This is a genomic window from Micromonospora sp. WMMA2032, assembly GCF_002688545.1.
GTDB classification, from domain to species: domain Bacteria; phylum Actinomycetota; class Actinomycetes; order Mycobacteriales; family Micromonosporaceae; genus Micromonospora; species Micromonospora sediminicola.
In genome coordinates, this window is record NZ_CP024052.1 from 2,805,750 (window position 1) to 2,817,851 (window position 12,102).

The 12,102-nt window shown below is 73.7% G+C and carries 7 protein-coding genes; 2 read left to right on the top strand and 5 right to left on the bottom strand.

Annotated features, from left to right (window positions below):
* Positions 1-36 precede the first annotated feature (36 nt).
* The 3 genes from CO540_RS12380 to CO540_RS12390 all read right to left on the bottom strand — a co-directional run bounded on the left by CO540_RS12380 (position 37) and on the right by CO540_RS12390 (position 4,761).
* Positions 37-657 carry an HAD-IA family hydrolase gene (locus CO540_RS12380; RefSeq protein WP_099162154.1) on the bottom strand — a complete coding sequence of 207 codons (621 nt, stop codon included), beginning with the start codon at positions 655-657 and terminating at the stop codon, positions 37-39.
* Entirely contained in the window at positions 654-4,253 is a 3,600-nt protein-coding gene (smc, locus tag CO540_RS12385; protein WP_099162155.1) for a chromosome segregation protein SMC, read from the bottom strand. Before smc ends, CO540_RS12380 begins: the two co-directional genes overlap by 4 nt.
* Positions 4,254-4,566: 313 nt before the next feature.
* Complete coding sequence (locus tag CO540_RS12390; RefSeq protein WP_089010688.1) at positions 4,567-4,761, bottom strand: hypothetical protein; 195 nt, start codon at positions 4,759-4,761, stop codon at positions 4,567-4,569.
* A gap of 374 nt (positions 4,762-5,135) precedes the next feature.
* On the opposite strand from CO540_RS12390, the gene CO540_RS12395 reads away from it, so the two are divergent.
* Positions 5,136-6,437 (top strand): CAP domain-containing protein, encoded by a 1,302-nt coding sequence (locus tag CO540_RS12395; protein WP_099162156.1) that lies wholly within the window; start codon positions 5,136-5,138, stop codon positions 6,435-6,437.
* Between the two features lie 79 nt (positions 6,438-6,516).
* Positions 6,517-7,389 (top strand): endo alpha-1,4 polygalactosaminidase, encoded by an 873-nt coding sequence (locus tag CO540_RS12400; protein ID WP_099162157.1) that lies wholly within the window; start codon positions 6,517-6,519, stop codon positions 7,387-7,389.
* Positions 7,390-7,441: 52 nt separating this feature from the next.
* Here the strand turns inward: CO540_RS12400 and CO540_RS12405 are convergent, their stop codons facing one another.
* Positions 7,442-8,947, bottom strand: coding sequence for an MFS transporter (locus CO540_RS12405; protein ID WP_099162158.1), 1,506 nt, complete (start codon positions 8,945-8,947; stop codon positions 7,442-7,444).
* Between the two features lie 837 nt (positions 8,948-9,784).
* Complete coding sequence (locus tag CO540_RS12410; protein WP_099162159.1) at positions 9,785-12,007, bottom strand: MMPL family transporter; 2,223 nt, start codon at positions 12,005-12,007, stop codon at positions 9,785-9,787.
* Positions 12,008-12,102: the final 95 nt, after the last annotated feature.

The following is a 12,102-nucleotide window of genomic DNA, read 5'->3' on the forward strand; positions in this document are numbered from 1 at the left end:
GAGCACGAGCCGGGCGGGACACGGGGCCCGTCCGGCTCAGTACGCCAGCGCCGAGCGCAGGTAACGCAGGTCGGCCGGCCCGCTCCACCGATGCGCGGACAGGCCGGCCACCCGGGCGCCCGCCACCGCGCGGTCCTGGTCGTCGACGAAGAGCACCCGGGCCGGCGGGGTGTCCAGCGCCGCGCAGGCGGCCTGGAAGTATTCCTTCGCCGGCTTGTGCACGCCGACGACCGAGGAGTTGACCACCACGTCCAGTTCGTCGGTCAGGTCCAGCGCGGCCAGGTCGGCGTCGAGCAGGTCGGTGGCGTTGGTGCCCAGCCCGACCCGGATGCCGGCCGCCCGCACCTCGCGGACGAACGCCAGCACCTCCGGGTCGACCTCGCCGCGGTAGCTCTGCCACTGCTCCACGGCCGCCCGGGCCCGCTCGGGGTCACCGATCGTCGGGATCAGCGCGTCGGCGACGCTCGCCATCCACCGCGCGTGGCTGACCTGGCCGGTGAGCACCGGTTGGAGCAGCCCCCACGACATCGCGATCTCACCGAGGACGCCCTCGGGCAGCCCGTACTCCCGCTCGACCCCGGCGGCGACCGCCGGGTCCCAGCGGCGCAGCACGCCGTCGAAGTCCACCAGGAGCGCCGTGGCGCGTTCCCGACTCACTCGTCTGTCACCTGTTCCTCGTCGTCGGCCCGGTTGAGCCGCTGGCTGATCACCTGGGTCACGCCGCTGCGCATGGTCACGCCGTACAGCGCGTCGGCGATCTCCATGGTCCGCTTCTGGTGGGTGATCACGATCAGCTGGCTCTTCTCCCGCAACTGTGCCAGCAACGTGATCAGGCGGCCCAGGTTCACGTCGTCGAGCGCCGCCTCGACCTCGTCCATGATGTAGAACGGGCTGGGCCGGGCGCGGAAGATCGCCACCAGCATGGCCACCGCGGTCAGCGAGCGCTCGCCGCCGGAGAGCAGCGACAGCCGCTTGATCTTCTTGCCCGGCGGCCGGGCCTCCACCTCGACACCGGTGGTGAGCAGGTCCTCCGGGTCGGTGAGCACCAGCCGGCCCTCGCCGCCGGGGAAGAGCACGGTGAAGACCTGCTCGAACTCCCGCGCGGTGTCGGCGAACGCGCTGGCGAAGACCTCCAGGATCCGGTCGTCCACGTCCTTGACCACGGTGAGCAGGTCGCGCCGGGTGGCCTTGAGGTCCTCCAGCTGCTCGGAGAGGAACTTGAAGCGCTCCTCCAGCGCGGCGAACTCCTCCAGCGCGAGCGGGTTCACCTTGCCCAGCAGGGTCAGCTCCCGCTCGGCCTTGGCGGCCCGCTTCTCCTGCACCGGCCGCTCGTAGCGGACCGGTTCCGGCACCGGCCGGCCGTCCTTCTCGGCCAGCGCGACGTCCGCGTCGGTGGGCGGGACGAGCTGGTCCGGGCCGTACTCGGCGACCAGGGTGGACACGTCCAGACCGAAGTCCTCGGCGGCCTTCGCCTCCAGCTGCTCGATCCGCATCCGCTGCTCGGCGCGGGCCACCTCGTCCCGGTGCACCTGGCTGGTGAGCCGCTCCAGTTCGGCGGCGAGGCGCTTGGCCGCGCCGCGTACCTCGGACAGCTCGGCCTCGCGCGCGGCGCGCTCGCGGGCGACGGCGTCGCGGTGCTCCTCGGCCCGCGCGATGGAGACCGCGAGGCGGGTGAGCGCCTCCCGGGCGCCGCCGACCACGGCCCGGGCGATCTCCGCACCCCGGGTGCGGGCCGCGCGCCGGGCCGCCGCGCGCTCCCGCGCGGCCCGCTCGGCGGTGGCCTGCCGGGCCAGCGAGTCGGCCCGGCCGGCGATCGACGCCACCCGTTCCTCGGCGGTACGGACGGCGAGCCGTACCTCCATCTCGTTCTGCCGGGCCGGCGGCACCATGGCGGCGAGCTGGTCGCGTTCCTCGGTGGACGGTTCGGCGTCGATCGGGGTGGCCTCGGCCAGCCGCAGCCGTTCCTCCAGCTCGGCGAGCGCGGCGAGGTCCCGTTCCCGGGCCGCCTCGGCGCGGGCCCGGGACTCGCCGAGCCGGTCGGTCTCCGCCTTGGCGGAGCGGGCGGCGGCGCCCAGTTCGGCGAGGCGGCGCGCGGCGGCGTTGCGGTGGCTCTCGGCCTCCCGCTTGGCGGCGGCGGCGTGCTGCACGGCCTCCTTGGCGGCGGCCACCTCGGCCCGCGCCTCGGCCAGCTGCTCGCGCAGCTCGGCGGCGGCGCGTTCGGCGGTGGCCCGGTTGGTCCGGGCCTCCTCGACCGCGGCCTGCACCTCGATGAAGCTGGGCGCCTTGGCCGACCCGCCGGCCGCCGCGTACGCCCCGACGACGTCGCCGTCCGGGGTGACCGCGCGCAGCTCCGGGTTCACCGCGACCAGCTCGGCCGCGGCGGCGAGGTCGTCGACGAGCGCCACGTCGCGCAGCGCCCGGTGCACGGCGGGCCGGATCCCGGCGGCGCACTCCACCAGGTCGGGCGCCCACCGGGCGCCCTCGGGCAGCTTCGGGCGCAGCGCGTCGGCGGAGCCGTCCATGCCCGGACCGGCGGGGCTGCCGACCAGCAGTCCGGCCCGTCCGGCGTCGGAGATCTTGAGCAGCCGCATCGCCTCGACGGCCTCGTCCACGCCGCTGACCGCCACCGCGTCGGCCAGCCCGCCCAGCGCGGCGGCGAGGGCCGCCTCGTCGCCGGGGGCGACGGTGAGCAGCCCGGCGAGGCTGCCGAGCAGGCCGGGCACCTGGTCGGCGCGGGCCAGCAGCGCGCCGGCGCCGTCCTTGCGGCGCAGGCCGAGCGAGAGCGCCTCCTCGCGGGCCTTCCAGGTGGCCGCGTCCTTCTCCGCCGCGCGTTCGCCGTCGGCGAGGCTGCGCACGGCGGCCTGGGCCTGCTCGTGCACCGCCACCGCCTCGGCGTGCCGGGCGTCCAGGTCGGCGTTGTCCCGGTCGGCCTCGGTGGACTGCTCGGCGACCGCGTCCAGGTCGGCCTGCGCCTTCTCGGCGCGGCCCAGCGCGTCGGTGTGCGCGGCGGCGAGCCGCTCGATCTCCTCGCCGGCGCTGGTGGTCCGCGCCCGGGCGGAGTTGACCTGACCGGTCAGCCGGGCCAGCCCCTCGCGCCGGTCGGCGATGGCCTTGGCGGCGGTGACCAGCTCCCGCTCGGCGGCGGCGAGCTGCCGTTCCAGCTCCTGCCGGTGCTCGACCGCCTCGGCCAGGCGGACCTGGTCGTCGGTGAGCGCGGCGCGCAGCTCCTCCTCCTGCTCGCGGACCCGCCGCGACTCCGCCTCCAACTGTTCGGGGTCGCGGCCGGGGCGCTCGTCGTCACCGCTGGCGCTGAGGTGGCGCAGCCGCTCCCGGGCGAGCTGCTCGATGGAGCGGAACCGTTCCTGCAGGGCGGAGAGGCGGTACCAGGTGTCCTGGGCCGCCGCGAGCAGCGGGGCGTCCTCGGCCAGGGCCGCCTCCAACTCACCGAGCCGGCCCTGCACCTCGCCGTGCTCGGCCTCGATCTGCTCCCGCCGCTCCCGCAGCGCGGTCTCGTCGGCGATCTCCCGGTCCAGGGTGGTTCGCAGCGTGTGCAGGTCGTCGGCGAGCAGCCGGAGCCGGGCGTCGCGCAGGTTGGCCTGGATGGCGGCGGCGCGCCGGGCCACCTCGGCCTGCCGACCCAGTGGCTTGAGCTGACGGCGCAGCTCGGCGGTGAGGTCGGTGAGGCGGTTGAGATTGGTCTGCATCGCGTCGAGCTTCCGCAGCGCCTTCTCCTTGCGCTTGCGGTGCTTGAGGACGCCGGCCGCCTCCTCGATGAAGGACCGGCGGTCCTCCGGCTTGGCGTGCAGCATGCCGTCGAGCCGGCCCTGCCCGACGATGATGTGCATCTCCCGGCCGATGCCGGAGTCGGAGAGCAGCTCCTGGATGTCGAGCAGGCGGCAGGAGTCGCCGTTGATCTCGTACTCGCTCTCGCCGGATCGGAACATCCGGCGGGTGATGGAGACCTCGGTGTACTCGATCGGCAGCGCGCCGTCGGTGTTGTCGATGGTGAGGGTGACCTCGGCCCGGCCCAGCGGCGCCCGCCCGGCGGTGCCGGCGAAGATGACGTCCTCCATCTTGCCGCCGCGCAGCGCCTTCGCGCCCTGCTCGCCGAGCACCCAGGCGATCGCGTCGACGACGTTGGACTTGCCGGAGCCGTTCGGGCCCACCACACAGGTGATCCCGGGCTCCAGCTTCAACGTCGTGGCGGAGGCGAAGGACTTGAAGCCCTTCACCGTCAGGCTCTTGAGATGCACCTTCTCGATCCTCGTCCGGTGGCCGCCGTACCGTCGCCGGCTGCGCGGACCTGGTGAACCCGCAGACTAACCCGCCGCCGGGACGCGGCCGGCACGCGACCCACCCGGCGGCCGGGGTGTCCGCTTTCCGGCCCGCGGGCACGATGCGGCGGAAACGGCAAGATCATATGCCCGGACGCAATTCCGGGCCGGATCCGCAAGATCGATAATTGCGGGCGAACAGCAAAAGGGGTACGCACATGGCTGCGCGCCGGCACAGGTGTGTCGGCGCGCTTTTCGGTGTGGTGCGATTCAGTTTTCCGACAACTGGAGATCAGGTCAGTGCGGGCTCGGCCAGCCGGAGGAGGTCGTCCGCCTCCGCCGCTGCCGCCGCAAGCCGATCGTTCTCGGCGCGCAGACGCGTGATCTCGAACTCCAGTGCCTGAACCCTGGCACGCAGTCGGGTGACCTCGTCGAGCAGACGCCGGTCGGGCGCTGCACCTACGTGGCCGTAGAGGGCCTTCGCCATGCTGACTCCTTGATATGCGCTGCCGGAAAGGCCGGCCAACGCGCGCCCATGATGTTCGCGGCTGCCATTCCCGGTGTATCGGGGCATGGCTGGGCGCGACTGGCGACACCTATATATTGAGCCGAACCCCCCTCCTTCGTCAAGTTGACGCAGGCCGTAGATCATCTCCACGTCGGCCGGTCCACTCGCCGGGGGGCTGCCAGAAGGCGCGGACACGCTCTGTCCGGACGCCTTTACTGTACGCCCGGGAATGTGTGAACGGCTCACCCTTGCCGTCGGGTTCGCCTTAACTCTTTCTTAGCCACGTTGCCGCAGCTCGCACTGCCCCCGTAGCGTCACCCCGGCCCGCAACCCGACCCGTGGAGGGGACAGGCGTGTATCGCTGGACCGACCCGACCGAACCGGAGGACGCCTCCCGGCGTCCCGAGCCGCCGACCGACGAGGGTCCGGCGTGGCTCTCCGACCGGCCCGAGCCGCGGTCGTCGTACCTCTTCGGGGACGAGCCGGGGCAGCCGCCCGCCAGCCACCTGCCACCCACCCTCGACGCCGGCCGCTACGGCGACGCCGGCCACGGCCCGACCGGCTTCCCCGGCGACGCCGACCCCACCACCGTGCGACCCGGCTACGGCCCCGCCGTGCAGCCGGGGTACGCCGACCAGGCCCAGCCCGGGTACGGCCCCGCCACCCAGCCCGGCTACGGCACCGCCGCCCATGCCGGATACGGCCCCGCGGCCCAGCCCGGGTACGGCCCCGCCGCGCAGCCCGGTTACGGCACGGAGGCCCACCCGGGCACGCCGTTCGAGCCGACCGGCCAGTACGCCGCACCCCGCGACCGGTGGAACGGTGAGGAGCAGCCGGCCGGCGCCTGGGAGCAGCCCACCGCCGCCTGGCAGCCGGTCACCGACACCCCCGCCGACGACAACGGCCGGCACCGCCCGAGGCGGCGGCTGAGCCGTCCGTTCGTGATCGGTGGGGCCGCCGCCGCGGCGACCCTCGTGGTGAGCCTGGGCGTGGGCGCGGTCCTGCTGCCCGGCGGCGACGGGCCGGCCGAGCGGACCTCCGCGGACGCGCCGGTGGCCGCGGCCCCCTCGCTGACCGAGGAGACCGAGGGCGCGCCCTCGGCTGACGCGCTCGTGCCCTCGGCCAGCCCTTCGGCCTCGCCGACCACGGTCAAGCCGAGTCCGACGAAGAAGGTCACGCCGAAGCCGAACCGGTCCACCGCCCCGTCGCGGCAGCTGGAGCGCAGCAGCACGCCGAGCGGCACCACCGCCCGCACCACTTCCTCGGGCAACCTCAGTGCCGAGCTCCAGCAGGTCGTCACCCTGGTCAACCAGGAGCGGGCCAAGGCCGGCTGCAAGGCGCTGAGCGTCGACTCCAAGCTGACGCTCGCCGCCCAGCGGCACAGCCAGGACCAGGCCGACCACAAGAAGATGTCGCACGACGGCAGCGACGGCAGCGACGTGGGCGCCCGCCTCGACCGGGCCGGCTACGCCTGGCGGGCGTACGGCGAGAACGTGGCCTGGAACCAGCAGAGCCCGGCCGCGGTGATGGACGCCTGGATGAACTCCCCGGGCCACCGGGCGAACATCCTGAACTGCTCGTTCACCGAGATCGGGGTGGGCGTGGCGCGCAGCAACGGACCGTACTGGACGCAGGACTTCGGCACCCCGCGCTGAGCGGTCGCGTCGTGACCGGGTCGGCGCTCGTTGACCGGTCGGGGGCGGCGTCGGGCCGCCCGCGTCCGGGGAGCTGTCGATGCGGATCCGGCCGGTGTGTGCCGTGCCGCGCTCCCGGCCGGCCCGCGTCCGCCGACGTGGACCGCGCCGGGGCGTGGCGCTGGCGCTGACCGCGCTGCTCCTCGCCCCGCTCCCGGCGTGCCGCGAGCCGATCACCGTCCCGCCCGGCGCCCCCACCCCCTGGCCGGCGGCGCTGGCTGACCGGTGGCGGTGGCAGTGGCAGCTGACCGCGCCGGTGGACGTGACCGTCGACGCCGACGTCTTCCTCCTCGATCCGGTCGCCACCACCTCGACCGAGACCGCCGCCCTGCGGGCCAAGGGTCGCCGGCTCGTCTGCCAGGTCCGCGTCGGCACGTACGCGACCGGCGACCCGGACGCCACCCGCTTCCCCGCCGCCGTGCGCGGCGCGGCGGTGCCGGGGCGGGCCGGGAGCCGGTTCCTGGACGTCCGGCGGTGGGACTCGCTCGCGCCGGTGCTGGCCGACCGGTTCCGCCTCTGCCGGGGCAAGGGCTTCGGCGCGGTGGCGCTGGCCGACGCGGACGGCTACCGGCACCGCAGCGGCTTCCCCCTCGGCTTCGACGACCAGTTGCTGTTCAACCGCCGCCTGGCCGGGCTGGCCCGGCAGCTCGACCTCTCCCCCGGCCTGGTCGACGATCTGGCACAGGTGGCCGCGCTGGCCCCCGACTTCGACTTCGCGGTCAACCAGGAGTGCGTACGCCGGCGCGAGTGCGCGAAGCTGCTGCCGTTCGCCGACGCGCACAAGCCGGTGTTCCACGTCGAGTACACCGGCGACCCGGTCGACTTCTGCGTGACCACGGTCGGCTACGGCTTCGCGTCCATCCGCAAGGACCGGCGGCTGGACGTCTGGCGGGAGCCCTGCCCGCTGCCGTGACACGACGCCGCCCCCGCCGGGGTGGGCGGGGGCGGCGTCTACCGTGAGGGGGTCAGCCGGCGGTCGCGCCGGTGGCCGGAGTGGGCGTGCCCGCGCCACGCTGCGACGGCAGATCGGGGTGCTCGGCGCTGAGTGGGGTGGCCAGCTCCTCCAGGGACCTGCCCTCGGCCTTGACGCCGAGGCCCAGCTCCACCAGACCACCGATGATCATGATGGTGGCGCCGATGACGAAGGCCAGCACGGTGTCGCCGACCTGGCCACTGCCGACCAGCTTGGCGAAGAGCAGCGGGCCGGTGATGCCGCCGGCGGCGGTGCCGATCGCGTAGAAGAACGCGATCGCCATGGCCCGGGTCTCCATCGGGAAGATCTCGCTGACCGTCAGGTAGGCGGCGCTGGCGCCGGCCGAGGCGAAGAAGAGCACCACGCACCAGCAGGCGGTCATGGTCACCGCGGTGAGTACACCGGAGTGGAACAGCCAGGCGGTGCCGAGCAGCAGCACGCCCGAGCCGATGTACGAGCCGGCGATCATCGGCACCCGACCGACGGTGTCGAAGAGCCGGCCCAGCAGCAGCGGCCCGAGCAGGTTGCCGACCGCGATCACCGCGAAGTAGTAGCCGCTGTTGCCCGGCGGGACGTCGAAGAAGGTCTGCAGGATCTGGGCGAAGCCGAACGTGATCGCGTTGTAGAGGAACGCCTGGCCGATGAAGAGCGAGAAGCCCAGCGTGGCCCGCTTCGGATAGCGACGGAACAGCGTCTTGGCGATCTCCAGGAAGTTCGTGCTCTTGCGCTGCCGGATCTCGATGTAGTTGTCGGCCTCGGCGAGGTCCTTGCCGGTCTCCCGCTTCACCTCGGCCTCGACCGAGTCGACGAGGTGGTTCGCCTCGTCCGCCCGGCCGTGGATGAACAACCAGCGTGGACTCTCCGGCACGTGCCGGCGGACCAGCAGGATCACCACGCCGAGCACCGCGCCCAGGCCGAACGCCACCCGCCAGCCGAGGTTGGTCGGCAGGCCGTTGAGCAGCGGTACGGTCAGCAGCGCGCCGAGCGCGGCGCCGAGCCAGAACGTGCCGTTGATGATGATGTCGATCCGGCCGCGGTGGCGGGCCGGGATCAGCTCGTCGATCGCCGAGTTGATGGCGGCGTACTCACCGCCGATGCCCATGCCGGTGAGGAACCGGAACAGGAAGAACCACCAGGTGTCGAACGAGAGCGCGGTCAGCGCGGTGGCGACCAGGTAGAGCCCGAGGGTCAGCAGGAACAGCTTCTTGCGGCCGAACCGGTCGGTGAGCCACCCGAAGAACAGCGCACCGGTGCAGGCGCCGGCCACGTAGAGGGCGGCGGCGAGGCCGGTGACCTGGCTCTGGGTGATGCTCAGGCCGCTGCCGGGCTCGGCCAGCTTGCCGGAGAGGTTGCCGACGATGGTCACCTCGAGGCCGTCGAGGATCCACACCGTGCCCAGACCGATCACGATCATCCAGTGCCAGCGGGACCACGGCAGCCGGTCGAGGCGGGCCGGGACGTTGGTCCGGACGGTGCCGGTCGACACGTCGGTGCTCATGACGCGCTCCGGGGGGAGGAGGAAGCCGGGGCGCGACGACGGGCCGCCGGCGTGAGCTGTTCGTCCATGGCGGCCCACATGCCCCGCTGCCCGCGGCGTTAATCCTGTCCGCTCCCGCCCTCGGTCGCGACTCCCGCAGCCGGTCCCGGCCGTCCGACCGCCGACGGGATCACGAGGCGGCCGACACTTCCCGCGACCTCCCGGCGGCCGTCCCGGCCGACCGCCGCCCAGCGCCGTGACCTCCCGGCCGTCCTCCCGGCGACGGACGGCCGGCACGGTCACGAGACGGCTCTACGCGACTCCCCGGCAGCCGTCCCGGCTCACGGACGCCCGGCAAGATCACGAGGCGGCCAACACTCTCCGCAGCTCCCCGGCAGTCGTCCCGGCCGACCGCCGCCGAAATCATGAGGCCGCCGGCACTCACCGCGGCCTCCTGACAAGAGACAAGAAGAGAGAGTGATATACCTCAGAGTCATAATTATGACTCTGAGGTATATCACCCAAAACCGATGTCCCTTCGCGGCTGGCACCGGAGAAGCGGAGATCGGGTCGGCGAACGACCGGAGCCGACCAGGACCAAGGCCGAATCAAGGCCAGGACCGCCAGCCGCCAGCCGCCAGCCGCCAGCCAAGGGCCAGGGGCCAGGGGCCAGGGGCAGGGCCGAAGACTGAGGGCTTGGCTGGGGACTGAGGGCTGGGGGCGGAGGACGGGGAGGCAGGACAAGGGCTGGAGGCACGACGGGGGCGGAGCCACGACGGGGGCGGAGCCACGACGGGCAGGGGCGGGCCCAGGGACAGCGCCCCGGCCGAGACCGGCCGGGGCGCTGGGTTGGTCGGCTCAGCGGGCGCCGACCAGTTCCGGGGCCGGCGCGGGCGGCGGCTCGGCCGGCGGGACGGTCGGCTTGCGGCGCAGGAAGCGCGGCGCCCACCAGTTCGCGTCGCCCAGCAGCGTCATCAGCGACGGCAGCACCACCGCCCGGATGATCGTGGCGTCCAGCAGGATCGCTGCCGCCAGCCCGATGCCGAGCTGCTTGAAGTCGATCATGCTGAGCGTCGCGAAGATCGAGAAGACCCCGACCATCACGACCGCCGCGCTGGTCACCACCCCGGCCGAGGAGGTGATTCCGTGCGCGACCGCCTCCCGGTTGGGCATCCCGCGGTCGACCGCCTCACGGATCCGGCTGACCACGAAGACGTGGTAGTCCATCGACAGCCCGAACAGCACCACGAACAGGAACAGCGGCAGCCAGGTGACGATCGCGTCCATCGAGGTGAAGCCGAGCAGCCCCTCCGCCCACTCCCCCTGGAAGACCAGCACCAGCAGCCCGTACGCGGCGCCGGCGGAGAGCAGGTTCAGCAGGATCGAGGTGAGCGCCACCACCACCGACCGGAACGTCCACGCCATCACCAGGAACGTCAAGGCCAGCACGAACGCCGCGACCACCGGCAGCTTCGCCCAGATGTGGTCGGCGTAGTCCTCGCTGGCGGCCACCCCGCCGCCGACCGCGTACTCCACTCCGGGGATGCCGCCCAGCGCGGCCGGGACCAGGTCGTCGCGCAGCTCGTGCAGGGACCGGGACGCCTCGGCGGACCGGCTGGCGTAAGGGGTGGCCACGTCCAGCACCGACACCCGCCGGTCCGCCGACACCCTGATCTCCGGGCCGTCCCCCTCGGCCGGCGCGAAGAGCGGGTCGGCGGCGGTCCGGCCGGCGAGGCCGGTCAGCGCGGCGCGCACCCGGTCGGCCTGGTCGGCGGGTGCCCGCACGGCCACCGTGTGGTTGGTGCCGTTGCTCGGGTACGCGGCGGTGAGCCGGTCGTACGCCTGCATCGCGGCGGTGGTGCGGGGCACGTCCTCCGCGCCGGGGAACTTCAGCTTCATGCCGAGCGCCGGCGCGGCCAGGGCGAGCAGCAGGGCGACCGAGACCAGCAGCGTGGCCACCGGGGCGCGCAGCGCGGGCCGCAGCACGGCCGGCCAGAACCGGGGCGCGGCGGGCTGCCCGTGCCGCCCGGTACGCGGGGCGGTGAGCCGCCACAGCAACGGCACCCGGGGCCGGTCCACCCAGCGGCCGAGCTTGGCCAGCAGCGCCGGCAGCACGGTCAGCGAGCCGATCACCGCGACCGCCACCACCAGGATCGAGCCGACGGCCAGCGACGAGAAGATCGCGTCCTGTGCCAGCAGCAGGCCGCCCATGGAGATGATCACGGCGGTGCCGGAGACCACCACGGCGTGCCCGGAGGTCTCCGCGGCGATCTCCACCGCGTCCAGGCCGGACCGCCCCTTGGCCCGTTCCTCCCGTTCCCGCCGCACGTAGAACAGCGAGTAGTCCACGCCGACCGCCATGCCGATGAGCAGGATGACGCTGGCCGTGGTGTCGGTGGCGGGCACCAGGTGCGAGGCGAGCGTGGAGAGCCCCATCGCGGCGGCCACCGAGGAGAGCGCGAGCAGCACCGGCACGCCGGCGGCGATCAGCGCGCCGAACGCGATGATCAGGATCGCCAGGGTCACCGGCAGGCTGAGCAGCTCCGCCCGCTTGAAGTCCTTGCCGAGGGTGTCGTCGAGCGCCTTGTCGATGGACGGGCCGCCGACCTGCTCCACCCGTAGCTGCGGGTGCGCCTCCTGCACCCGCGCGGTGGTGTCCCGCAGCGGCTGGACCCGGTCCCCCGCGGTCTCCGGGTCGCCGGCCATGGTGATCGGCACCAGCAGCGCGCTGCCGTCGCGCGACGGCAGCGGCGTACCGACCGAGGCGACGCCGTCGACCTGCCGCAGCCGGTCCGCCGCGTCCTGCGCGGCGGCCTTGGCGGCGGCCGGGTCGAGCGCGCCCGAGCGGGCCGTGATCAGCACGTTGTCGGTGGCCGGCTGGTGGAACCCGCCGCTGTCCACGATCAGCTCGGCCTGCCCGAACTCACCGATCGCCTGGTCGGCGTCGGTGGCCTCGTTCAGCCCGGCGGCGTTGCCGCCGACGAAGCACACCGCCACGAAGACCACCCACAGCGCGATGGCCCGCCACGGATGCTCCGCACTCCACCGTGCCAACCGCACGGTCACCGGTCGCCTGCCCATATCCGGGTCCCCCTCCAGACGTCGGCCCCGTGCCGACCTCTGGTGACGCTAGGCAGCGGGCGCGGCCCGGACATCGGGGAACGGCCCCGGCTCCT

What these genes read in the sequence shown, in the direction of transcription:
- CO540_RS12390 (WP_089010688.1), bottom strand. Translation starts at nt 4,761, where the DNA reads ATGGCGAAGGCCCTCTACGGCCACGTAGGTGCAGCGCCCGACCGGCGT.
- CO540_RS12400 (WP_099162157.1), top strand. Translation starts at nt 6,517, where the DNA reads ATGCGGATCCGGCCGGTGTGTGCCGTGCCGCGCTCCCGGCCGGCCCGC.
- CO540_RS12405 (WP_099162158.1), bottom strand. Translation starts at nt 8,947, where the DNA reads ATGAGCACCGACGTGTCGACCGGCACCGTCCGGACCAACGTCCCGGCC.
- CO540_RS12410 (WP_099162159.1), bottom strand. Translation starts at nt 12,007, where the DNA reads ATGGGCAGGCGACCGGTGACCGTGCGGTTGGCACGGTGGAGTGCGGAG.